This is a genomic window from Mycobacterium marinum (assembly GCF_003391395.1).
Lineage (GTDB): Bacteria > Actinomycetota > Actinomycetes > Mycobacteriales > Mycobacteriaceae > Mycobacterium > Mycobacterium marinum.
In genome coordinates this window covers 60,328-82,927 of the sequence record NZ_CP024190.1, presented here as the reverse complement: position 1 = coordinate 82,927, position 22,600 = coordinate 60,328, and the positions used below count along the sequence as shown (strand labels likewise).

The 22,600-nt window shown below is 65.1% G+C and carries 21 protein-coding genes; 8 read left to right on the top strand and 13 right to left on the bottom strand.

Annotation, left to right across the window (positions count from 1 at the left end; translation table 11 throughout):
• Nucleotides 1-27: 27 nt before the first annotated feature.
• Nucleotides 28-1,794: a GNAT family N-acetyltransferase gene (locus tag CCUG20998_RS00420; protein ID WP_020731243.1), complete on the bottom strand. Its 1,767-nt coding sequence runs from the start codon at nt 1,792-1,794 to the stop codon at nt 28-30.
• A 90-nt stretch (nt 1,795-1,884) separates the two neighbouring features.
• Here CCUG20998_RS00420 and CCUG20998_RS00415 point away from each other — a divergent pair, with 90 nt between their 5' ends.
• Nucleotides 1,885-2,664: an alpha/beta fold hydrolase gene (locus CCUG20998_RS00415; protein WP_036456851.1), complete on the top strand. Its 780-nt coding sequence runs from the start codon at nt 1,885-1,887 to the stop codon at nt 2,662-2,664.
• Nucleotides 2,665-2,750: 86 nt separating this feature from the next.
• Here the strand turns inward: CCUG20998_RS00415 and CCUG20998_RS00410 are convergent, their stop codons facing one another.
• The 12 genes from CCUG20998_RS00410 to CCUG20998_RS00350 form a co-directional block, all read right to left on the bottom strand.
• Nucleotides 2,751-3,500 (bottom strand): hypothetical protein, encoded by a 750-nt coding sequence (locus CCUG20998_RS00410; RefSeq protein ID WP_142399724.1) that lies wholly within the window; start codon nt 3,498-3,500, stop codon nt 2,751-2,753.
• Between the two features lie 553 nt (nt 3,501-4,053).
• Complete coding sequence (locus CCUG20998_RS00400; RefSeq protein WP_036456850.1) at nt 4,054-4,302, bottom strand: DUF3297 family protein; 249 nt, start codon at nt 4,300-4,302, stop codon at nt 4,054-4,056.
• A gap of 361 nt (nt 4,303-4,663) precedes the next feature.
• Entirely contained in the window at nt 4,664-5,926 is a 1,263-nt protein-coding gene (locus tag CCUG20998_RS00395; RefSeq protein ID WP_166436232.1) for a serine hydrolase domain-containing protein, read from the bottom strand.
• A 263-nt stretch (nt 5,927-6,189) separates the two neighbouring features.
• A complete protein-coding gene (gene dnaB / locus CCUG20998_RS00390; RefSeq protein WP_012392079.1) occupies nt 6,190-7,572 on the bottom strand; it encodes a replicative DNA helicase in 1,383 nt (460 codons plus the stop codon).
• Between the two features lie 531 nt (nt 7,573-8,103).
• Complete coding sequence (gene rplI / locus CCUG20998_RS00385; RefSeq protein WP_020731238.1) at nt 8,104-8,562, bottom strand: 50S ribosomal protein L9; 459 nt, start codon at nt 8,560-8,562, stop codon at nt 8,104-8,106.
• A 42-nt stretch (nt 8,563-8,604) separates the two neighbouring features.
• The gene (gene rpsR, locus CCUG20998_RS00380; protein ID WP_011738471.1) at nt 8,605-8,859 is read right to left on the bottom strand and encodes a 30S ribosomal protein S18; all 255 of its coding nucleotides are present in this window, start codon (nt 8,857-8,859) and stop codon (nt 8,605-8,607) included.
• A gap of 45 nt (nt 8,860-8,904) precedes the next feature.
• Nucleotides 8,905-9,432, bottom strand: coding sequence for a single-stranded DNA-binding protein (locus tag CCUG20998_RS00375; protein WP_012392077.1), 528 nt, complete (start codon nt 9,430-9,432; stop codon nt 8,905-8,907).
• Nucleotides 9,433-9,523: 91 nt separating this feature from the next.
• Entirely contained in the window at nt 9,524-9,814 is a 291-nt protein-coding gene (gene rpsF, locus CCUG20998_RS00370; RefSeq protein ID WP_011738469.1) for a 30S ribosomal protein S6, read from the bottom strand.
• A gap of 123 nt (nt 9,815-9,937) precedes the next feature.
• Nucleotides 9,938-10,576 carry a DJ-1/PfpI family protein gene (locus tag CCUG20998_RS00365; protein WP_036451713.1) on the bottom strand — a complete coding sequence of 213 codons (639 nt, stop codon included), beginning with the start codon at nt 10,574-10,576 and terminating at the stop codon, nt 9,938-9,940.
• Nucleotides 10,576-12,216, bottom strand: coding sequence for a glycosyltransferase family 87 protein (locus tag CCUG20998_RS00360; RefSeq protein ID WP_036456849.1), 1,641 nt, complete (start codon nt 12,214-12,216; stop codon nt 10,576-10,578). The genes CCUG20998_RS00365 and CCUG20998_RS00360 overlap by 1 nt, the downstream gene beginning before the upstream one ends.
• Complete coding sequence (locus tag CCUG20998_RS00355; protein ID WP_103654046.1) at nt 12,213-14,750, bottom strand: transglycosylase domain-containing protein; 2,538 nt, start codon at nt 14,748-14,750, stop codon at nt 12,213-12,215. Before CCUG20998_RS00355 ends, CCUG20998_RS00360 begins: the two co-directional genes overlap by 4 nt.
• Nucleotides 14,743-15,177 carry a DUF5318 family protein gene (locus CCUG20998_RS00350; RefSeq protein WP_012392073.1) on the bottom strand — a complete coding sequence of 145 codons (435 nt, stop codon included), beginning with the start codon at nt 15,175-15,177 and terminating at the stop codon, nt 14,743-14,745. Before CCUG20998_RS00350 ends, CCUG20998_RS00355 begins: the two co-directional genes overlap by 8 nt.
• Nucleotides 15,178-15,289: 112 nt before the next feature.
• On the opposite strand from CCUG20998_RS00350, the gene CCUG20998_RS00345 reads away from it, so the two are divergent.
• The 7 genes from CCUG20998_RS00345 (at nt 15,290) to CCUG20998_RS00315 (ending at nt 22,596) form a co-directional block, all read left to right on the top strand.
• Nucleotides 15,290-16,159, top strand: a complete 870-nt coding sequence (locus tag CCUG20998_RS00345) for a DUF1707 SHOCT-like domain-containing protein (RefSeq protein WP_036457118.1) — start codon at nt 15,290-15,292, stop codon at nt 16,157-16,159.
• 154 nt (nt 16,160-16,313) lie between these two features.
• Entirely contained in the window at nt 16,314-16,856 is a 543-nt protein-coding gene (locus CCUG20998_RS00340) for a PadR family transcriptional regulator (RefSeq protein WP_011738463.1), read from the top strand.
• A 61-nt stretch (nt 16,857-16,917) separates the two neighbouring features.
• The gene (locus CCUG20998_RS00335; protein ID WP_011738462.1) at nt 16,918-18,036 is read left to right on the top strand and encodes an inositol-3-phosphate synthase; all 1,119 of its coding nucleotides are present in this window, start codon (nt 16,918-16,920) and stop codon (nt 18,034-18,036) included.
• A 90-nt stretch (nt 18,037-18,126) separates the two neighbouring features.
• The gene (locus tag CCUG20998_RS00330; RefSeq protein WP_012392070.1) at nt 18,127-19,041 is read left to right on the top strand and encodes an alpha/beta fold hydrolase; all 915 of its coding nucleotides are present in this window, start codon (nt 18,127-18,129) and stop codon (nt 19,039-19,041) included.
• A gap of 31 nt (nt 19,042-19,072) precedes the next feature.
• Nucleotides 19,073-19,870 (top strand): LLM class F420-dependent oxidoreductase, encoded by a 798-nt coding sequence (locus CCUG20998_RS00325; RefSeq protein WP_020731233.1) that lies wholly within the window; start codon nt 19,073-19,075, stop codon nt 19,868-19,870.
• 110 nt (nt 19,871-19,980) lie between these two features.
• Complete coding sequence (locus tag CCUG20998_RS00320; RefSeq protein ID WP_036456847.1) at nt 19,981-20,745, top strand: GntR family transcriptional regulator; 765 nt, start codon at nt 19,981-19,983, stop codon at nt 20,743-20,745.
• An 81-nt stretch (nt 20,746-20,826) separates the two neighbouring features.
• Complete coding sequence (locus tag CCUG20998_RS00315) at nt 20,827-22,596, top strand: ABC transporter substrate-binding protein/permease (protein ID WP_020731230.1); 1,770 nt, start codon at nt 20,827-20,829, stop codon at nt 22,594-22,596.
• Nucleotides 22,597-22,600: the final 4 nt, after the last annotated feature.

Genomic DNA, 22,600 nt, shown 5'->3' with positions numbered 1-22,600 from the left:
GAAACGTTCACTGCGCATAAACCGGACTCAGATGGTGCGTTTCAGCCCGACGTGGGCGGCGTGGTACCCGAGCCGGCGATAGAACGCCCGAGCCCTTTCGCGTGCCTCGTCCGTGGTCACCTGCGCCAACTGCGCCCCGTGAGCTCGGCCGTAGTTGTGTGCCCACTCGACGAGGGCGGTACCGAGGCCCTGTGCGCGTTCGGCTTTGGCGACCCGTAATCCCTCGATCTGCAGCCGAGTGGCGCCGCCGCGGGACAGGCCGGGAATGATGGTCAATTGCACGGTCGCGACGACCATGTCGGAACCGTTCAGGACGACTCCGAGATAGTTGGATCGGTTGCGAACGAGGATGTCGTAGGCCGCCTCGTAGCGTTCGAGTCCGGCGCCTTCGCGATCCTGACCGAATTCGTCGTCGGAGAGCAGCTCGGCGATCACTCCCACGTGTTCGCGCGTCGCGCGCTGCACCCGGAAGGTGCGCCCTGCTACCCGCAACAGTCCTCGCACCGAGGACTGCGCCAGTGCCTGCAGGCGCGCCACCAGCAGGTCCAGCCAGGACCCCACGTTGGTTCGCGCCTCCGCGGTATCTGGGTAGCGGCATCGCAGATGCAGGCCGGATTCGTCCTGAATGAACCAGAGCATGACGCCATCGGTGTGGATCCTCGCGCTTACATACTGGGCGTCGAGTCCGACGGAGTCGATGCGCACCGGAAGTCTAAGTTGGTCCAGCCAGGAGATGGCGAACATGCCAGGCGCCATTGGCATTCCGCCCCACGGAGCCAGTACGTCGGCGAGTGGCCAGGAACCAAGCTGCACCGCTTCTTTGACGGCGGCGGCCGCGGCGTTCGGCTCGACGACCGCGGACTCCAGCACCGAATTGGTGATGAACCAGCCGACCGAGTCGTGCCACTTTTCTTCAAATCGGCTGTGCACGGGGAAGACTGCGCGCAGCGGCGCTCCCGCCAACTCGCGGGTTACCGCAGTCATGGCGACCACCGCGAGTGCCAACGTCGAGACGCCGTCATTGCGTGCCTGCGCGGCGAACGCGGCGCCGTCATCGACATCGAACACATCACGCACTTCGACGCGTTCCGGATGCGGCCCAGACTCACCCAACGGCAGCGGAAACCGCGGCATGACCCCACCACTGTCGCTGATGATTTGGGCCCACCGCGCACGCACGCGATCCGGCGCCGGGGGACGGTCCAGTAGCGCTTGGGTGTGCACCACAAACGCGGGCCGCGGCTGCAGAGACGACGTACGTCCGGTCCTCGCGTCGGCGAGCATCGACAACAGGTCCCGGGCAATCACGAGCATCGACCACATATCCACATGTGCGTGGTCGGCAGCGATGACCACCGTCAATCCGGCGGCAGTCTCCAACACGCAGAGCCGATGTGAGGGCCGCTGATAGGGCGAACACGTCGCGTTGAGAACTACTCGCAGTGCGTCGTTGACCTCCTGGCCCGCGGCGATCTCATGCTCGACCCACTTGCCGGGTTGAACATCGATCTCATGCAGCTGCGGATCGCCGTCCGCCCCGAGTGTGAATGCCGTTCGCAGAGTGCCGTGGCGGGCGATCACGCCCAGCCACGCATCGGCCAGCGATTGCCGGCTGACCCCAGCCGGCAATCGAATGGACAGAGCCATCCAGGAGCCGGGTCGCGCACCCGCGGCTACGTGTATGCGCTGGTCAAAAGACACCGGAAGCTGCCGACCGAGATCAGACACCGACACGTCATAACCCCAGAGTCGTCCGAACGGTAGCCGCAAGTGCGCCACGTTGGTCAGCCGCATGGCGGTACCCTAACGCCCCAGATAGCCTGAATGCTCAGTCAGCGCGGTCGGCTCCGGGACGAGTCGGCCGATCGTGAAAAGAGTCGCGCGATGTCCACTTTCGTGGTACCGGGAGCAGAGCTTGCGGTAGAGCTGAGCGACGAAGGTGGTCACCCGGTAGTTCAACTGCACGGACTTACCTCCAGCCGGGCGCGTGACCGGGTGCTCAATCTTGACCTCGGCAGGGGGCTCAGCGGGACCCGCTTGCTGCGCTACGACGCACGCGGCCACGGCAAGTCGACCGGGCGCAAGGTTCCCCAAGATTACCGGTGGGAACGCCTTGCCGAGGATCTTCTACGGCTGCTCGACAAATGGTTTCCCGGCGAACAGGTGCATGGGGTCGGCCCATCCATGGGTACCGGCACACTGCTGCACGCTGCCGCCCGCGAGCCGGACCGCTTCGCCGGTCTCACGCTGATGGTGCCGGCCACCGCGTGGCACACCCGGCCCGCGCAGGCCGCCAATTACCGGGTGGCGGCCGAAATCATCGAGACCGAGGGAGTCGGGGCATTCATCGCCTGGGGGCGTGCGGCGACTCCGCCACCAGCCACGGTCGGCGCGCCCGAAACAGTTCCCGATGTCGCCGATGCGTTGCTGCCATCACTGTTTCGCGGTGCGGCTCTCAGCGACCTTCCCACCAGTGAAGCCCTAGCACGAATCGATGTGCCGACCACGATCCTGGCCTGGATCAACGACCCGGCGCATCCGCTGTCGACCGCGGAATCACTTGCCGCATTGCTGCCGCAGTCGACGCTCATCGTGGCGCACACCCCGGCCGACGTCGAGACCTGGCCCCAGATCCTGAGCAAAGACGTCGCCCGCAGAGGCTGACACCGCCGGGCGGTCAGGTCAGGAACCGTCCGCCTCACCGCCACCGGCCGGCAAACCGATAGCGCGGAGGGATCGGTCCTCTGCCATTAGTGGAATTTTGTTCGACGTTGGTGGTCACTCCACGGTTGCTGTTCGCGAAGATGCCCACCTCGCACGACCGGACTGCTCTGCAAGTGTGTGATGGCTTCGCGATACGCGGCATCGGCGATTGAGCCGTCGGACACGAGCGCAGTGGCGCTGGCGCCTATGCCGAGGGCTGTGGGAGTGCCACTGGCCTTGGTCCGTTTGAGGAGTCGTCCCAGCGCCTCTGTTGCTGCATTGCGCTCCTTGCATCGCACAGCCGCTTCGACCAGTTCGCCCAGCAGGTAGCCGCACATTCCGAGGTCGTCGTAGCGTGCGCCCGATGCTGCGGCGTGGAACGCCTCCTGGTACTGACCGAGCCCGTTGTGCAAGATCGCGGCCGCGTACATGGCGACCGAAACGTCATATCCCTCGCCACGACTCGCTGCACTGTCGACCGTTTGCTGCACTCCATCGCGGCATAGCTGTTCCTGTCCGCGGTATGCGGCGAGGTAGGTCTTTATCGCCGGACGCGGGGGCGCGCCGGTCGCGGCGATGATGGCGGCAGACTCATCGAGCAAGGCATCGGCCTGCCCGAAATTGCCTGCCGAGACACAGACTCCCGCTAACGTCACAAGCGCGACGGGAAGCATCGTCAACGCGCCGGCTGCCCGAAGATCTTCGACCTGGCGGGCCGCCAGGAAGTTGTAGGCGTCCTGGTCGAACAGGTCCAAGCAGACGCGGGCGGTGAGATCGTGCCAACCCGGTTCGGCCACGCCGATGTCCCGCTCGCGCAGGTACTCTCGGATCGCGCTGCGGAGATGGGGGCCGCCGCAACGTAGCCCTCGGTCAATCTGATGACCAGGCCGTCCAGTAATACGTCGAGCGCGCGCGCAGGGTGCGGAGCGGCCGGCGCATTGCTGGCCGCCTTTGCGACCGAGGGCGACGAATTGTGCTGGTCGGTCGACATCCAGCCGACCAGGATAGACGCCAGCACCGCTCCGAGGTAAGCCTTCCGCGACTCCAACGGGTCGAGGCGTTGCATTCGTTTGGCCGCGGCAAGCAGAAGTGGCGGGGCGTCGGAGCCGCGGCTGGCCGCAAATGCAATTTTTGCGCGGATCAGTTCGCATCGGGCAGCGATCAACTCGTCGTCGGCCGCCGCGGCGGCAGCCGCGACCAGCCTGGTTGCCGAATCGGTCATCCCCCCCTTGGGGCCTGTCCGGGCAGGGTCGGGCCGTAGCTCAGATTCGCTCCGTGATCGAGCCACGGGCTGACCGCCGGGGCCGTTCGACGGCCCCGGCAGAGAATTCGCGGCGGCTGCTATTTCTCTCAGCGAAAATAGGGTTCAACCGTGCCGCTGAGCTTGACGACCATTGGATTTCCGCGGCGATCCTTCGCGGTAGGGACTTCAACACGCACCCACCCCTCAGCCACGTTGTATTCGTGAACATTGGTTTTCTCGACGCCATTAAACCGAATACCCACGTCGCGGCGGAGGACCTCTTCGCTATAGAAGGCGCTGCGCGGATCGATGGAGAGGTGATTCGGTGGAACGCCTGTGTTCTGATCGTCGGACATGATGGCCTTCGTTGGATGCTGCGTTAGGTGCTCGGATTGCTCGTCAAAGAATCTACGCGACCCTGCAGGAACGGGTTGCGCGTAGGTCCTGGCGGCCGCAATAAGACCACCGAGAACGGGGTGGGACTGACAACTGCAAACTCACCTATTCGTGAGTTGGCCATCGTTCTGGCACCGGCGGTGGAACCCAAGAGAATCGACAGGAGCCGCTCGACAACCATCGGTCGGCGACTAGGCCGGCCCTCAGCGACAGACCATTCCGTTCCCTGCCTTCGGTTCGTTGGGTGCCTCGCGGTCACCGACCAACGAGGTCGCGGGCGACCCAATGGTGGGCCGCCGCACGCCGGGTCTCTGAGAGCCCCTACCCGGCGTACATCTTATCGATGACGCCCCTGGCGATGGTGGCCGCCGGGTCGTGCCCGTCGACGCCTGGCGCGAGATTCGCCCAGACGACGAGGGTGACGTTGTTCTCCGGGTCCGACCCCATGAACGAGTTGTACCCGGGCAACTCGCCGGTGTGACCGTACATCGGGCCAAACTTCGCCATCCCCCAGCCGTAGCCGGCTGCTGCCGGGTTGGACGGGTCGGTCGATTGGATACTGGCCATCCGCTGCTGCTGGATCTGCCCGTCAAGCACCTTCCCGCCGGCGAGGGCTTCCCCCCAGGTGGCGAGGTCGTTCGCGGTCGAGATGCCACCTCCCGCCGCCCACGTCCACGACGGGTTGTTGTTGGTGACGTCGGCCGGTGCAAGGGACCCGTTTTTCGCGGCGGCCTGCATGTCCTCGGGCAGCGCCGGATCGCTGATAGTGAGCATGTTGGTGCCGTAGAAGTAGCCGTGCGAGTAGGGATCAGGTAGCGACGTGTCGGGCAGCTCGGGGAACACCGTGCTGGTGAGTCCGGCGGGCGCGAAGATCCGCTCCTGGTAGATCTCGGCCAGCGGCTTGCGGTCGAGTTGCTCGGCGATCAGGCCGAGGAGCACGTAGTTGGTGTTGGAGTAGTGGTATCCCGCGCCGGGCAGGAAGTAGGGCGGGTTCTGATAAGCGATCGTCAACAGTTCGTCCGGGGTCCACACCCGCTGCGGGTCATTGTCGAGCGCCTCGTTGACCTCTGGTGTCTCGCTGTAGTTGTAGAGGCCGCTACGCATGTTCAGCAGCTGCTCGATCGTGATGTTGTCGCCGTTCGGCACATCCGGGCGGTACTTCGAGACGGGGTCCGTGACGGCGAGCGTGCCCTCCTGCGCGAGCTCGAGGATGACGGTCGCCGTCCACGTCTTGGTATTGGATCCGACCCGGACGTGGTCGTCGACGGAGACGGGCCTGCCGCCGCCCCGCTCCGTGGTGCCATAGGTCGCGGTGACCGTGCCGGAAGGAGTGCGAAGCAGCGCCACCGCACCGGGCAGCAGGAACTCCTGGGCGCCTTGGTCGAGGGCTGCCTGCAGCGCGGCCTGATCGAGGGGTTTGACGGTCGCTGCCCCGGCCGTGGTGGAGGACGCCGCCGAAGAGGTGGAGGTGTCCGCCGACGAGGACTCGCCATCGGAGTCCGAGCAGCCCGAGACGATCAGCCCGAACGCCGCGACGGCGCCGAGCAATCGGAAGGAATTGGTATGCGACCCTCGACGACTCATGCCCAAGAACCGTACGCCGTGAAACGCGACGGTGTGTGAGCGCATTGCAAAGCGTCGTAAAGCGCTCTGGTCGCGGCTGTCAGTGCAGCTCGTGGATAGCCTTGCGATTGTCGCGGGGTGCCTCGTTGTTCAACAATCACAATGATTTCTGGACGACTTGATCGGCAGGTGCACAAGGGCATCGCGGCCACCTTGCGTTTGTCTAGTGCGCTGAACAGCCTGCTGTTGACCTCTAACCGCATCCGATGCACTACCACCGCGGCTCATCTGGCCATGTTCGCAAAGCGCGACAGGTGCAACTGGTGCGCGACGGTCACCGTCTTGGTCGGACCGTTACGGTGCTTGGCCAGAATGAAATCCGCTTCTCCCCCACGCGGGTCGTCCCGCTCGAATGCATCCGGGCGGTTGAGCAGAATGACCATGTCGGCGTCCTGCTCCAGCGAGCCCGACTCACGCAGGTCCGAAAGCATCGGCTTCTTGTCGGTACGTTGCTCGGGACCACGGTTGAGCTGGCTGATCGCGACCACCGGGACTTCGATCTCCTTGGCCAAGAGCTTCAGATGCCGGGAGAACTCCGAGACTTCCACCTGCCGCGACTCGTGCTTCTTACCGGAGGTCATCAGCTGCAGATAGTCGACGACCACGAGCTTCAGATTCGCCTTCTGGCGCAGTCTGCGCGCCTTGGCCCGGATCTCCATCATGGTCAGGTTCGGCGAGTCATCGATATACAGCGGCGCCTCGCTGATCTCGCTCATCCGACGCGCCAGCCGGGTCCAGTCATCGTCGGTCATCCGGCCCGAACGCATGTCGGCGAGTTTGATTTTCGCCTCCGCTGACAGCAATCGCATCACGATCTCGGTCTTGCTCATTTCCAGCGAGAAGATGACGCTGGCCATCTGGTGCTTGATCGAGCAGGAGCGCATGAAGTCCAGGCCCAACGTGGACTTGCCCACACCCGGGCGCGCCGCGACGATGATCATCTGACCCGGGTGCAGGCCGTTGGTCACCTCGTCGAGTTCGGTGAATCCGGTCGGCACACCGCGCGAGATCCCACCGTTGGAAGCGATGGCGTCGATCTCGTCCATCGTTGGCTGCAGCAGATCTTCCAGCGGCACGAAATCCTCGGACAGCCGCCGATCGGCGACGTCGTAGATCTCGGCCTGCGCGCGGTCGACCACCTCGGCCACATCGGCGCCCTCGGCACCGGCATAGCCGTATTGCACCACCCGCGTGCCGGCCTCCACCAGACGGCGCAGCAGCGCCTTCTCGCCAACGATGCCCGCGTAGTAGCCGGCGTTGGCGGCGGTCGGCACCGTTGAGATCAGGGTGTGCAAATAGGGCGCACCGCCGATACGCCGCAGCAGGCCGCGCCGATCCAACTCGGCGGCCACCGTCACCGCGTCGGCCGGTTCCCCGCGCCCATAGAGATCCAGAATGGCGTCATAGATGTTCTGGTGAGCCGGACGGTAGAAGTCACCGGGCCGCAGCCGCTCCAGCACATCGGCGACGGCGTCCTTGCTCAACAGCATCCCGCCCAGCACCGACTGCTCCGCGGCGAGATCCTGCGGCGGCTGCCGGCCGAAGTCTTCACTCGGCGGCGGGGCATCCATGTTGTCCGAGTGCGCGAGGTCGTCAACGACAGCCATTGGCTCTCACCTCCTCCGAAATAAGCATCCGAACGTACATTCGATCGCCGAGTTTCAGAGCGTAAGTCAAGGCACCGACAACCCCCACTCCCACACACCCATCGTCTTGCGACGGGACGACGCTAGACGTTGCTGGCGAGTACTCCAAGTGCCTGCTGTTTATGAACCTGTGCATCGTGTGTGCATATCCATTGACGCCGGTGTTGAGGGGGGTGTGGAAAACCTGTGGATCAAGGCCGACCTTCTATACATCACTGCAGGTGACCGCTATCCAACGCCAGACATTCAGTGTGGACAAGAATCTCTTCGGCGTGTCGGGTCAGGTTACTGCGTCGGGCGTGTTGGTTTTCGCCGAGATTTTCCCCAAGTTAATCAGTGGTAACGAGGCACGTCCGAAACCATGCTCTGGAAAGTTCGCCAGCCGGGCGCCGCCGCATCGCGCTTCCCAGCTATCTCGCATATGGCTCCGAGCAGCACAAAACCCGGTGGCGGCCACTGGCCGCCACCGGGGACATTGCTTGTTAGTGCGGGCTAGCTTTCCGCGACCACGTCGACGGAGAGCTCCACCTCGATCTCGGGGTGCAAATGCATCACCACGGGGTGGGTGCCCACCGCCTTGATGTGGGCCTTGGGCAGCCGCACGATCCGCTTGTCGAGGTTCGGCCCGCCCGCCTTCTTGATGGCGGCCACGACGTCACCAGCGGTGACCGAGCCGAACAGCTTGCCGGAGTCGGCAGCGGTCTTCACCGGCAACGCGACCGAGCCGAGCGCCTGGATGGCGGTCTTGATCTCGTTGGCGTGTTCGCGGTCGCGTACCGCCTTGGTCTCGCGGGACCGGCGGATCTCATCGGCCTGCTTCTGCGCACCTCGCGAGGCGACGATCGCCATCCCGCGCGGTAGTAGGAAGTTGCGGCCGTACCCGTCCTTGACCTCGACTGTTTCGCCGACGGAACCGAGGTGGTCGACGTCAGCCGTCAGTATCAGCTTCATCGTTATACGTACTTTCGTTGGGCTTTCAGCGATTACCGTCGATTACCGCGCCGACGAGGTGAAGGGCAGCAACGCGACCTCGCGAGCGTTCTTCACCGCCAGGGCGATGTCACGCTGGTGCTGCACACAGTTGCCGGTGACCCGGCGGGCACGGATCTTGCCGCGCTCACTGATGTAGGTCCGCAGCAGCGCGGTGTCCTTGTAGTCGATTGCTTGGTCTTTCTTGGCGCAAAAGACGCATTTGCGCGTCTTGACCGGCTTCTCCGGAGCCGGACGACGCTTGTTGGACTTGGCCATGTGTCTGTTTCTTTCCGTTTCTTACTGGTCTGAAATTCTGTTGGTTCAGAAGGGCGGTTCGTCGTCGCCGCCGAACGAACCCGATGCCGGGGCACTGCCCCACGGGTCGTCGCCCCCTGCCGGGCTGCTGGCCTGCGCGGGCGCCTGACGCGCCCCACCGCCACCGCCACCGCCACCGCCACCGCCGAAGCCGCCACCACCGCCGCCGCGGCTGGCCTTGTTCACCTTGGCGGTCGCGTACCGAAGCGACGGTCCGATCTCCTCGACCTCGACCTCGACGACGGTGCGCTTCTCGCCCTCACGGGTTTCGAAGGACCGCTGCTTGAGCCGCCCGCTGACAATCACGCGCGCTCCCCGGGTAAGGCTTTCTGCGACGTTCTCAGCGGCCTCACGCCAGATGTTGCAGCGCAGGAACAGCGCCTCGCCGTCCTTCCACTCACCGCTTTGGCGGTCATAGATCCGCGGTGTGGAAGCCACGGTGAAATTCGCGACGGCCGCACCCGATGGCGTAAAACGCAATTCGGGGTCAGCGGTCAGGTTTCCAACAACGGTGATAGTGGTGTCACCAGCCACAATTTCCTCCTGGATCCGCCTGGCGGGTAGTCATGAGCATGTCTTAACGAGCCTGCACACGAGCCTATGGAACGGCGCTGACAGCGGACAGTCAGCGCTTGTCGGCGCGCATCACCTTGGTGCGCAGCACCGACTCGTTCAGGCTCAGCTGGCGGTCGAGCTCGGATACCGTCGCCGGGGCTGCCTTCACGTCGATGACGGCGTAGATGCCTTCGGCGTGCTTGGCGATTTCGTAGGCCAGGCGCCGCCGGCCCCAGATGTCGACCTTGTCGACCGTTCCGCCGTCTTTCCGGATGACATTCAAGAACGTCTCCAGGGACGGGGCAACAGTACGTTCGTCGAGCGTTGGGTCAAGGATGACCATGATTTCGTATGGACGCATGGGAACCTCATCACCTCCTCTGGTCTGCACGGCCACGGTAGTTCCGCGGCAGAAGGGTCGCCTGCGTCGGCAACCGCATCAGGCTACCGGACGCGGCTTAACCTGCGAAATCGGATGGACCGCTCACTTGCGGGAGTCGAGGAATTCGATCGCCCTGGCCCTGACCCCTTCGTCGGCCTTGGCCAGCGATCCGGCATCGAACGGCGGCTCGGGGTCGTACTCGATCAGCAGTTGGGTGGCCTGCGCGGCCTCGCGATCCACCAGCAGCTCGACCAGCCGCAATCCCATGTCGATCCCGCTGGACACCCCGGCGGCGGTGATGATCCGTTGCGGCAGGTGCTCGACCACTCGTTGCGGCACATACCGTGCACCCAGCCCGTTGAGCAGTTCGGCGGCCCGCCAGTGCGTCGTCGCGGTCAATCCGTCCAGCAAGCCGGCCGCGGCGAGCAGCAGCGCACCGGTACACACCGAAGTGGTGAATCTGGTGTGCGGGTGCACCGCCTGCAGCCAGCCGCGGATGGTTTCGTCTTCGAGCAGTCCCCGAGTGCCGATGCCACCGGGAAACACCACGACATCGGGCGCATCCACTTCGTCGAAGGTGGCATCGCAGGTCACGCCGAGCATGCCGTTTTCGGTGCGCACCTCACCACGCTGGTGCCCGATGAACACCACATCGATCGACGGAATCCGTTGCAGAACTTCATAGGGGCCAACCGCGTCCAACGCGGTGAACCGGGGAAACACCGGGATCGCGACCTGCATCACCGGCCCCCCACCGTGACCGGTTCGGGCGCGGCCGCCACCATCACCCGTCGTGAATGCACCGGGCGCAGCCAGCCCGGCAACCACCCTGGAGGAGCATCGGCGGCGCGATCAAAAGTGCCCCCCGCCGGATCGTCGATTCGGCCGTCCCAACGCACCAAGTCCTCCTCGGGCCGGTAGATCTGTCGAATCACCAATGCACACAGCGCCATCACCGCGATGTCACGGAGCAGCACCGTTGTGGTGAACCACTGTTCGGGCAACGAACGGCTGGCATTGCCATAGAGGTAATACATCCGCGGTACCCACACCAGTGCGTCAATTGTCATCCACGCCAGCAGAACCCGTCGATGCGGCAGCGCCAGCACGGCCAGCGGGACCAGCCACAGCGAGAACTGCGGACTCCATACCTTGTTGGTCAACAAGAAGGCGGCGACCACCAGGAATGCAACTTGGGCCAGCCGCGGCCGCCGCGGCGCGGTGAGCGCAATGTAGACAATGGCCGCGCAGGCCAGCCCAAACAGCACCGTGACCACGGTGTTGAGCACCACCGGCGGCTCCCAGAAGCCCAGCGAGGGATCGAAACCGCGCCAGCCGGTGAACGACTTGATGACGTTGTACAGCGAGTCCATGTCTTCGCCGCGCCGGGTGTTGAGCCGGAAGAACTCCGACCAGCCCCGCGGATAGAGCACCATGACCGGCAGATTCACCATCAGCCAGGTTGCCGCGGTCGCCAGCATGGCGCGGAGCACGCCACCGAGTCGTCCGGACCGGATACCCAGCACCGCCAGCACGCCCAGGAACAGCAGCGGATACAACTTGGCAGCAGCGCCCAATCCGATCAGCACACCACTCAGCCATGGTTTGCGTCGCGCCCAGGCCAGCAGGCCGCCCATCGCGAATGCCGTTGCAAGCGCATCAAAATTGGTGAATATCTGGAAGATCACCAACGGTGAGGCCGCCACCAGGGCCGCGTCCCAGATCCGTCGGCCCGCCAGCCCGGCGGTGGCCCAGACGGTGGCCAGCCAGGCCAGTGCCAGGCCCAAGGCCGCGGCATTGAAGAACATCACCACTTCGGCGATCACCGGCAAGGGGGCCACCTTGCTCAATGCGGTATAGGTCTTGGCCAGCGCCATCGACAGGTACTGGTAGACCCCGGTCAAAACCGGGTATTCCATGTAGCGCACTGCAATTCGGCCGTCGTACTGAATCTGGGGAGTACCTTCGCCGTTGGTCTCGATCCAGCTCGACTTGTACGGGAACTTGCCCTGATTCAACAGTTCGGCCCCGTAGAGCGGCACCGTATCGGAATAGCACAGTTCGTAGTAGGCACGCTGGTTGTCCCAATTGGCTACCCGCTCGTCGCCCGGACCGGTGCCGGTGGTCTGCAGACAGGCCGCCTTGGTCGACCAGCCGAGCGCCAGAAAAACCAAGGCCATCAAGAACATCACCCGCACCGGGGTCATGAAACGGGCGCGCCCGATCAGCGCGTGGCGGCCTACCGGTCCACCGATCACACCCGCCAGCGCGGACCCCAAAACATCAGTGCGGCTGGGGAAATCGCGGTAGTCGGCGCTACGCAGATCCCTGGCTAGCGGTTCGGGCGAGGTGGCGCAACGTTGTGTCTGTGCGTCCGTCACGGTGGCGGATTGTCGGCGGGTGGCGCCCCTGGTGGCGGAGGGGGAGCAAGAGTGATGGTGGTTGGCGGCCCGACGGGAATCGTGATCCCGGGCGCTATTTCGACCGTGGGCTGGATGACGGTCTCCGAGGGCGGCGGCGCCTCCGGTGGAGGTGGAGGCGGTGCCGGCACGCCGGCGTAGCCGCCGATCTCGGTGGGCTTGGGGAAGCTCTCGACCTCGGTGCCCTTCAATGCACCGTCCATGGTGGCTTTCCAGATGTCTGACGGCAGGCCCGAGCCGTAAATCGGTGCGCCCGAGGCGGTCACCAACGGCTCGTCACCCTTGACCGTTCCCACCCACACAGCTGTCGACAGTGACGGGGTGTAACCGACCATCCAGGCGTCTCGGTTGGCGCTGGTGTCGCCCAACTGCACCGTGCCGGTCTTGGAGGCCGACGGCCGGCCGCCGGCCAGGTTGTGACCACGCGAATATCCGGCAATGGGTTCCATTGCCGCGGTGACGTTGTCGGCTACCGCCTTGGGGATGCGCTGGTCACCGGTGTTGTCTTCGGTGGAGGCGTCGAAAAGAACCCGGCCGTCGGCGTTGACGACCTTCTGCACGAAATGTGGCCGGTGATAGATCCCGGATGCGGCCAGCGTGGCGTAGGCCGAAGCCATGTCGATCACCCGGGTCTGATACTGGCCCAGCACAATCCCGTTGTTGGGCGGTCCGCCCTTGCCGTCCTCGGACAGCGTGTGGGGCACGCCCGGGAAGCTGGTGGCAATGCCGGCCTGGTGCGCGGCGTCGGCGACGGCCTCCGGGCCGCCCTTCAGTTTGAGCATCAGCCGGTAGTAGGAGGTGTTCAGCGACATCTTGAGCGCCTGCGCGATGTTGCAGGTACCGCAGCTCTCGCCTTCGACATTGGTGATCTTGATGCCGTCCACCGTCAGTGGCGAACTGTCGACGTCATAGCCCAGGCCAATTCCCTGTTCAAGGGCGGCCACCAGGGCGAATACCTTGAACGAGGACCCCGTCTGCAGCCCGGCCTGGGCGAAGTCGTACCCATTGGCGTTGTCGCCGCCGTAATAGGCGCGCACGGCGCCGTTGTGCGGGTCGATGGAGACCACCGCGGCCCGCATCTCGGGATCCTGCCCGTCGAGGTACTTCGCTACCGCCTTTTCGGCCGCCTGCTGCGCTTGGGCATCGATCGTGGTCGTGACCTGCAGCCCCTGCGTGTTCAGGGTCTGTTCATCGATGTTGAACAGCTCCAACAACTCTTTGGTGACCTGGCGTTCGATCAGCCCGTTGGGCCCGGTGGTCTGGTTGGCCGCGCGGGCTTGATCCGGCGGCACGGTCCTGGGAAATACCTGCTCGGCCCGGTCTTTGGCGGACAACGCCTTGGTATCCACCATGCCGTCGAGCACCCAGTTCCAGCGCGCCAGCGCCCCATCGGGATCCACCGCCGGGTCCAGCGTGGAGGGCCGCCGAATCAACGCCGCCAGCAGGGCTCCCTCCGACACGGTGAGCTGCTCGACCGGCTTGTCGAAGTAGGCCTTGGACGCTGCCGAAATCCCGTATGCGCCGCGGCCGAAGTAGATGATGTTGAGATAGGCCTGCAGCACATCGTCTTTGGACCACTCCCCCGACATCTTGGTGGCGATGACGAGTTCCTTGGCCTTGCGCATCAGGCCGCTCCACCCGTGTTGCGCCGAGCCGACCAACGCGTTCTTGACGTATTGCTGGGTGATCGTGGAGCCGCCTTGCAGGTCACCGCCGAACAAGTTGTTCTTTATCGCTCGCGCGAAGCCGCTGAAGGAGAACCCCGGGTTGGAGTAGAAGCCGCGGTCTTCGGCGGCGATGACGGCGGCGCGGACATGCTCGGGCACCTGACTGAGGTTCACGTCGACCCGATTGCCTTCGGGGGGAACGATCTTGGCGATCTCGGAGCCGTCGCTAGCCAGGATCGTGGACACCTGATTGGTGCGGATGTCGCCCGGCCTTGGCACATCTACGATGAAGTAGGCCATGGTGAAGGTGACGATGGGCAGCAGGATGACCACCGCCGCGGCCAGGTAGGCCGACCGCCGCACCCATTTCCAGTTGATCCGGCGCAGCCAGTCGCGCTGTGTCGTGGACCGGTGGGACCGGGCGCGAGAGCGACCTGTTGGACCTGAAGGCCCCGCGGGCCCCGCGGGTGGAGGCGCCCCGCCATCGGGCGGAAGCCCACCGCCGCCGCGCCGGCTGCGGATGGGCCGCGTCGGCGGGGCGTCGAGCGCGGCCTTGACCTGATCGAGCTGATCACGCTGCAGGGGCGCCGAGGGCGGACTGTCGAGGGCGGCCTTGACTTCCTCGATCGGGTCGGCGTGGCGAGCTGAGCGAGGATCCGACACCGCAGGAATGATCGTGGTCATCCTGTCGTCGGGAGGAACCGCACGACGCGGAACCGGCACCGAACGCGACCGTTCGTCGTTGCCGGATTGGCCGCCCATGTCGTCGCCCGCTGGACCGCCCCGAGCGTCGCTGGGCGGCTGGTGGTGGCGCCCTTCGTTACTCACTGGCAGTGCGGGCTCCATTGCGCGCCGTGCGCTTGCCACCGGTTCCCCGCGGGGGACGTGCGGGACGTGCCGCACCCAGGACATAGGACTTCACCAGGTGATTCCAACTGCAGGTGCGGCACACCTCCACGACGTGCACCGCGAACTCGGAGAACCGGGTGGTCAACATGATCAACTCTTCGGCGGTACGCGCCGAACCCGACACCGGGCCCAGGTGGTCACCGAACACCCAAGACACCAGCGTGAGCTGCTCTTTACGGCAGATCGGGCAGATCACCTGACTTTGTTTCCCGTGAAACTTCGCCGCGCGCAGCAGATAGGGATTCGCGTCGCACACCTCGGAAACACCGGTGCGCCCCGAATACACCTCGGCCAGCAGTGAGCGCCGCCGAAGCGCGTAATCCACTACCTGTCGCTGCAGTCGCACGCTGACCAGAGTACGTCGCGATCCGCACCACCGATACGCAACAATGCCGTTATCGCGCGTCTCCTGGGCATTCGTTGACCACCTGCCGGCGGGGACTTCTACGATCATCGGCGTGGCGAAATGGCTAGGCGCATCACTTGCGCGTGGAGGCTCGACGGCGACCCGGGCCAAGGACACCGACCGGCAAGACGCCTGCCAGATTCTCGACAGTGCCCTCAGCGACGGCCAGCTCTCGATGGAGGAGCATCGCCAGCGGGTCGCCACGGCAACCCAGGCGGTTACGTTGGGTGACCTGCAGCACTTGGTCGCCGACCTGCAATCCGAGAGTGCGCCCGCAGAGGTGCCGGCCCTCAAGTCTCGGGGCCAGCGCAACAGCCTTGGCCTGCTGGCGGCCGCGTTGGGTGTCTCGATCTTGTTAGGTGTTGCGATCGGCTGGGGCCTGTACGGGAACACCCGTTCGCCGCTGGACTTCACGACGGACCCGGGCGCCAAGCCCGACGGGGTGGCGGCGGTGGTGCTGACACCGCCCAAGCAATTGCACTCGCTGGGCGGGCTGACCGGGCTGCTGGAACAAACCCGCAAGAGGTTCGGGGACACGATGGGCTACCGGATGGTGATCTATCCCGAGTACGCGGTGCTGGACCGCAAAGACCCCGCCGACGAACGCAGGATCTTGAGCTACACCTACCGCGGCGGCTGGGGGGATCCCACCGGCAGCGCCCGAAGCGGCGCCGACACCGCGCTCGTCGACCTGGGCAAGTTCGACGTGAAGACGGCAGTGGGCATCATGCGCGGGGCCGCGGAGACCCTGGGGATGAAGCAGAAAGACGTCACCAACATGTACCTGTCCATCAACCCCGCGAGCGACCCGACCACCCCCGGGGCGATATCGCTACAGTTATACGTCTCGAGCGACTACGGCAGTGGATACATCGCCTTTGCCGGCGACGGCACCATCAAACAGGTGAACTACCCGTCCTAGCCCGAACGGGCTCGTCGTTCAGCGGGTTTCCCCGCCAACCAACTGTGACTAACACCGCACCAACGGTAGGTTGTGTTGTGGCGAATATATCGCGACGATACTATGGCGCGAGGCGTCGGTTCGTCGTAACCAGGCATGCAAGGGAGGTGGTTCGATGCTGGAGCTCGCCATCCTGGGCCTGCTCATCGAATCGCCGATGCATGGCTATGAGTTGCGCAAACGCCTGACCGGCCTGCTCGGCGCGTTCCGGGCATTCTCCTACGGATCGCTGTATCCCGCGTTGCGGCGCATGCAGGCCGAAGGGTTGATCGCCGAGAACGCCGCCCCCACGGGGATGCCGGTGCGGCGGGCCCGGCGGGTCTACCAGCTCACCGATGCCGGCCGTCGGCGCTTCGGCGAGCTGGTTGCCGACACCGGCCCGCACAACTACACCGACGACGGCTTCGGGGTACACCTGGCGTTCTTCAACCGCACCCCGGCCGAAGCGCGGATGCGCATCCTGGAAGGCCGTCGCCGCCAGGTGGAGGAACGCCGGGAAGGCCTGCGTGACGCGGTGGCCCGGGCTAGCAGCTCGTTCGACCGCTACACCCGCCAGCTGCATCAACTCGGACTGGAGTCCAGCGAGCGTGAGGTCAAGTGGCTCAACGAGCTCATCGCCGCCGAACGCGCCGCACCCAATCACGCTGAACAGACCTGAACCCCCGCAAACCAACAATGCCTAGACACCGCAGAAGCAATGAGGTTAGGAGAACGCCCGAATGAGTGAGAAGAAGCCGCTAGGCGCGCCGGGTGCGCAGCCTGAGGTACGAGTCGCCATTGTCGGCGTCGGCAACTGCGCGTCCTCGCTGGTCCAGGGCGTCGAGTACTACCAAAATGCCGACGACAACTCGATGGTGCCCGGCCTCATGCACGTGCGGTTCGGCCCGTACCACGTGCGCGACGTCAAGTTCGTGGCGGCTTTCGATGTCGACGCCAAGAAGGTCGGCTTCGATCTGTCCGACGCGATCTTCGCCTCGGAGAACAACACCATCAAGATCGCCGACGTGGCGCCCACCAACGTGGTGGTGCAGCGTGGTCCGACGCTCGACGGCATCGGCAAGTACTACGCCGACACCATCGAGCTGTCCGACGACGAGCCGGTCGACGTGGTGAAGGTCCTCAAGGACAACAAGGTCGACGTCCTGGTGTCCTACCTGCCGGTGGGCTCCGAGGAGGCCGACAAGTTCTACGCCCAGTGCGCCATCGACGCCGGCGTGGCGTTCGTCAACGCGCTGCCGGTGTTCATCGCCTCCGACCCGGCCTGGGCCAAGAAGTTCAAGGACGCCGGCGTGCCGATCATCGGCGACGACATCAAGAGCCAGGTCGGCGCCACCATCACCCACCGCGTGATGGCCAAGCTGTTCGAGGACCGCGGGGTCACCCTGGACCGCACCTACCAGCTCAACGTCGGCGGCAACATGGACTTCAAGAACATGCTCGAGCGCGAGCGCCTGGAGTCCAAGAAGGTCTCCAAGACCCAAGCCGTGACGTCCAACCTCACCGGCTCGCTGGCCGGCAAGGTCGAGGACAAGAACGTCCACATCGGCCCGTCCGACCACGTGGCCTGGCTCGACGACCGCAAGTGGGCCTACGTGCGCCTGGAAGGCCGTGCCTTCGGTGACGTGCCGCTGAACCTGGAGTACAAGCTCGAGGTGTGGGACTCGCCGAACTCGGCGGGCATCATCATCGACGCGGTGCGGGCGGCCAAGATCGCCAAGGACCGCGGCATCGGTGGCCCGGTCATCCCGGCATCGGCCTACCTGATGAAGAGCCCGCCGAAGCAGCTGGCCGACGACGTTGCGCGCACCCAGCTCGAAGAGTTCATCATCGAGGGCTAACCCCTTCCTACCGAGCGTCACGCCAGCGTGGCTTTCTGCGCCGAGCGTCACCCCAGCGTGACGCTCGGCGCAGCTCGTAGAGTCGCAGGTGTGACCGACTCCTTCCCCGACGATCTGACCGGCCTCACCGAGTTCGACCTGCTGGCCGAGAATGCCGAACAGGCCGGGGTGACGGGTCCGCTTCCGGAAGTGGAGCGCATCGAAGTCGGCGCGGCCGAGACCAGGATCAGCGCGTTGCGCTGGGGCGGCCGCGCCCCGCGGGTGATCTTTCTGCATGGCGGGGGGCAAAACGCCCACACCTGGGACACCGTGATCGTCGGTCTTGGCGAACCGGCGCTGGCGGTGGACCTTCCCGGCCACGGCCATTCGGCCTGGCGTCAGGACGGTGACTATTCACCCCAGCACAACGCGGACGCACTGGTACCGGCGCTGCGCGAGCTGGCATCCGAAGCCGAATTCGTTGTCGGGATGTCGCTGGGCGGGCTGACCGCGATACGGCTCGGCGCCCTGGCACCCGAACTCGTCGACGAGCTGGTGCTCATCGACGTCACCCCCTCTGCCTTGCAGCGCCACGCTGAAATGACCGCGGAACAGCGCGGCACGGTTGCCCTGATGCACGGGGAGCGGGAGTTTCCCAGCTTCCAGGCCATGTTGGATCTGACGGTCGCCGCGGCACCACATCGCGAAGTAAAGGCTCTGCGCCGCGGCGTGTTCCACAACTCTCGGCGGCTGGAGAACGGCAACTGGGCATGGCGTTATGACGCCATCCGCGCTTTCCCCGACTTCGCCGTCCTCTGGGACGACGTCGATGCGTTGGCGGCGCCGGTCACCCTGGTGCGCGGCGGTAAGTCGGGCTTCGTCAGCGACGAGGACATCGCCGAGCTGCGCGGGCGTGCGAAGGGTTTTCGTGGCGCACAGACGGTCGAGAACTCGGGTCATTCGGTGCAAAGCGACCAACCCCGGGTCCTAGTCGAGATCCTGCGTGGAGTGCTCGGCGGGCGCTGAGCCCGCGCCGCAACACGCCTACGGTGGTCTTATGACCTCACCCGTACATCCCGATCGACCTTTGCGTATCGGCGTTCAGCTGCAGCCACAACACGCCTCGCACTACGGCGATATCCGCGATGCCGTGCGCCGGTGCGAAGACATCGGTGTCGACATCGCCTTCAACTGGGACCACTTCTTCCCGCTGTTCGGCGACCCCGATGGAGCCCATTTCGAGTGTTGGACCATGCTGGCGGCCTGGGCCGAACAGACCTCGCGCATCCAGATCGGCGCGCTGGTGACCTGCAACTCCTACCGCAATCCGGAGTTGCTGGCCGATATGGCTCGCACCGTCGACCACATTTGCGACGGCCGGCTCATCCTGGGGATCGGTTCGGGCTGGAAGCAGAAGGACTACGACGAATACGGGTACGAGTTCGGCACCGCAGGCAGCCGCCTCGACGATCTAGCCGGCGCCCTCCCCCGGATCAAAACGCGGCTGGCGAAGCTGAACCCGGCGCCTACTCGCGACATTCCGGTCCTGATCGGCGGCGGGGGCGAACGCAAGACGCTACGGCTGGTCGCCGAACACGCTGACATCTGGCACAGCTTCACCGGCGTTGACGAGTTCCCGGCGAAGTCCGCGGTGCTCGCCCGGCACTGCGCCGACGTCGGTCGGGATCCAGCCACCATCGAGCGTTCTGCCGCGCTTCAGGACAGCAGCAGGCTCAGCGCCGACGCCGACGCACTCGCCGGTCTGGGAGTCACACTGCTGACCGTCGGGTGCGATGGGCCCGACTACGACCTGGCAGCTGCCGAGGCGTTGTGCAGATGGCGTGACAGCCGCTGACTTTCGAGAACGTAAATTTAATCGTCAAATCTGAGAATTTGCGTGCCCAGTCGTGAGAAACTTCCAGCGCTGATTGCCGGACCGGGCCGAAAAGAGACTCGACGAAACCGATGCCAAAGAAATATGGGGTCAAGGAAAAAGACCAGGTTGTTGCGCACCTCCTCAACCTGATTCTGACTGGCAAACTACGAAGCGGCGACCGTGTCGACCGCAACGAGATCGCAGGGAGCCTCGGGGTCAGCCGGGTCCCCATCCAGGAGGCGTTGGTCCAGCTCGAACACGACGGAATCGTGTCCACGCGCTATCACCGAGGAGCGTTCGTGGAACGCTTCGACCAATCGACCGTGCTCGAGCACTACGAGCTCGAGGGCGTGCTCAATGGCATGGCGTCCGCGCGCACCGCGGCCAATCCCACGCCTCGGATTCTGGGAGAGCTCGACGGGCTGATGCGAACGCTTCGCGCCGCCAAGGACGCCCGGATCTTTGCCGAACTCACCTCGGAATACCGCAGAACGATCAACGAGGAGTACGCGGGACCACGACTGCAGGCCCTCATTCGCGCGTCGCAAAACCTGATACCCGGCGCGTTTTGGGCGAGCTACCAGTACCGGCGCGAAGACATGCTGCCCTTCTACGAAGACGAGCATTCGGCGATACATCGACGTGACCCGCAGGCCGCGCGCGCGGCCTGCAGCGGCCGCTCCGAGTTGATGGCGCAAACGATGCTGGCCGAACTGTTTCGGCGCCAGGTGTTCACCCCGCATGAGCAAGCGTGCCGCCACAACGGCCATGCAACGGCTGCGCCGGTAGCGCCGCTGCCGGCGCGGCCCAAAATTGTTGTCGAGACCCCCGAGGCGACCCGGCTCGCATTCTGAGCAGCACACACCGCCCGCTTGATCGATACGGTGGCGGTGATGAGTTCAACCGTGCATCCCGGTGCTCGCGGCGGGAAGAGAATGCTTGCGGTGTCCGCGACGATCCTGATCGTGTTGGGCTTGGCGCTGGCGGCGCCCGCCCTGGCGGACCACAATCAGTGCGCACCGGCCGGTGTGGACAGTGCCATGGTCCTGCCCGCCGATCTGTCCAGTGCGACGACTGCCGGCTCGGACGAAGACGTCCAGACCACCGCGGGGGTTGTGCCGCTGAGTTCGGTGAACATTGGCGACCTGGGGCTAGGCACGCCCGGAGTCTTGACGGCGGGCACCCTGTCCGACGCTCCGCCCAACACCTGCATCAACTCCACCGGGCAGTTCACCGGCTTCGATAACGAACTCTTGCGCGCCATCGCAGCCAAGCTGGGCCTGCAGGTCCGCTTTGTTGGCACCGACTTCTCCGGCCTGCTGGCCCAGGTGGCGGCGCGACGCTTCGACGTTGGCTCTGCATCGGTCAAATTGACCGAGGCGAGGCGACGCACGGTCGCCTTCACCAACGGCTACGACTTCGGCTACTACTCGCTGGTGGTGCCCCCGGGTTCGGCAATAACCAAGTTCAGTGACCTGGCGCCGGGGCAACGCATCGGCGTGGTTCAGGGCACCGTCGAAGAGTCCTATGTGGTGAACAGCCTGCATCTGCAACCGGTGAAGTACCCCGACTTTGCCACCGTGTACGGCAACCTCAAGACCCACCAGATCGACGCCTGGGTGGCACCGGGCAATCAGGCCGAGGCGGCGATCCGGCCCGGCGATCCCGCCGTGCTCGTGGCGAACACGTTCGGCGCGGGGGACTTTGTGGCCTATGTGGTGGCCAGAGACAATCGGCCGTTGCTCGATGCCCTCAACTCGGGGCTGGACGCCGTCATCGCGGACGGCACCTGGTCCCAGCTGTACAGCAAGTGGGTGCCCCGCACCCTGCCGCCGGGCTGGAAGCCGGGTTCTCGGGCCGTCGCCGCGCCCACCCTGCCCGATTTCACAGCCATTGCCGCAACCCATCGGCACAAGCCGGTGGGGCCGGCCGCACCGAAATCGGCCCTGACCCAGTTGCGGGACTCCTTCTTCGACTGGGACATGTATCGGCAAGCCATCCCGACGTTGCTCAAGACCGGGCTGCCCAACACGTTGATCCTGACCCTCAGCGCCAGCATCATCGGGCTGACGCTCGGCATGGCGCTGGCGATCGCTGGAATCTCACACCAGCGCTGGCTGCGCTGGCCCGCCAGGGTCTACACCGACATTTTCCGCGGCCTGCCCGAGGTGGTGATCATCCTGATCATCGGGTTGGGCGTCGGGCCCATCGTGGGCGGATTGACCAACAACAATCCCTACCCGTTGGGCATCGCGGCGCTGGGGTTGATGGCCGGCGCCTATGTCGGTGAGATTCTGCGTTCGGGAATCCAAAGTGTTGACCCCGGTCAACTCGAGGCCTCCCGCGCGCTGGGTTTCAGCTACTCGGCGGCCATGCGGCTGGTGGTGGTGCCCCAGGGGGTGCGACGGGTGCTGCCCGCACTGGTCAATCAATTCATCGCGTTGCTGAAGGCCTCTGCCCTGGTGTACTTCCTTGGCCTGATCGCTCAACAGCGTGAACTGTTCCAGGTCGGGCGCGACCTCAACGCCCAAACCGGCAACCTGTCGCCGCTGGTGGCCGCGGGCATCTTCTACCTGATGTTGACCGTTCCGCTGACGCATCTGGTGAACTACATCGACGCGCGGCTTCGCCGCGGTCGCCGCCGCCTCGATCCGGAGGATCCCCCCGGAGTCGTCAGCTCCACCATCGGTGAGGAGATGACGTGACCCA

Excerpts from the sequence above, each read along its gene's own strand:
- CCUG20998_RS00420 (WP_020731243.1), bottom strand. The coding sequence starts at position 1,794 with ATGCGGCTGACCAACGTGGCGCACTTGCGGCTACCGTTCGGACGACTC.
- CCUG20998_RS00415 (WP_036456851.1), top strand. The coding sequence starts at position 1,885 with ATGTCCACTTTCGTGGTACCGGGAGCAGAGCTTGCGGTAGAGCTGAGC.
- CCUG20998_RS00400 (WP_036456850.1), bottom strand. The coding sequence starts at position 4,302 with ATGTCCGACGATCAGAACACAGGCGTTCCACCGAATCACCTCTCCATC.
- CCUG20998_RS00395 (WP_166436232.1), bottom strand. The coding sequence starts at position 5,926 with ATGAGTCGTCGAGGGTCGCATACCAATTCCTTCCGATTGCTCGGCGCC.
- dnaB (WP_012392079.1), bottom strand. The coding sequence starts at position 7,572 with ATGGCTGTCGTTGACGACCTCGCGCACTCGGACAACATGGATGCCCCG.
- rplI (WP_020731238.1), bottom strand. The coding sequence starts at position 8,562 with ATGAAGCTGATACTGACGGCTGACGTCGACCACCTCGGTTCCGTCGGC.
- rpsR (WP_011738471.1), bottom strand. The coding sequence starts at position 8,859 with ATGGCCAAGTCCAACAAGCGTCGTCCGGCTCCGGAGAAGCCGGTCAAG.
- rpsF (WP_011738469.1), bottom strand. The coding sequence starts at position 9,814 with ATGCGTCCATACGAAATCATGGTCATCCTTGACCCAACGCTCGACGAA.
- CCUG20998_RS00365 (WP_036451713.1), bottom strand. The coding sequence starts at position 10,576 with ATGCAGGTCGCGATCCCGGTGTTTCCCCGGTTCACCGCGTTGGACGCG.
- CCUG20998_RS00340 (WP_011738463.1), top strand. The coding sequence starts at position 16,314 with ATGCTGGAGCTCGCCATCCTGGGCCTGCTCATCGAATCGCCGATGCAT.
- CCUG20998_RS00335 (WP_011738462.1), top strand. The coding sequence starts at position 16,918 with ATGAGTGAGAAGAAGCCGCTAGGCGCGCCGGGTGCGCAGCCTGAGGTA.
- CCUG20998_RS00325 (WP_020731233.1), top strand. The coding sequence starts at position 19,073 with ATGACCTCACCCGTACATCCCGATCGACCTTTGCGTATCGGCGTTCAG.
- CCUG20998_RS00320 (WP_036456847.1), top strand. The coding sequence starts at position 19,981 with ATGCCAAAGAAATATGGGGTCAAGGAAAAAGACCAGGTTGTTGCGCAC.
- CCUG20998_RS00315 (WP_020731230.1), top strand. The coding sequence starts at position 20,827 with ATGCTTGCGGTGTCCGCGACGATCCTGATCGTGTTGGGCTTGGCGCTG.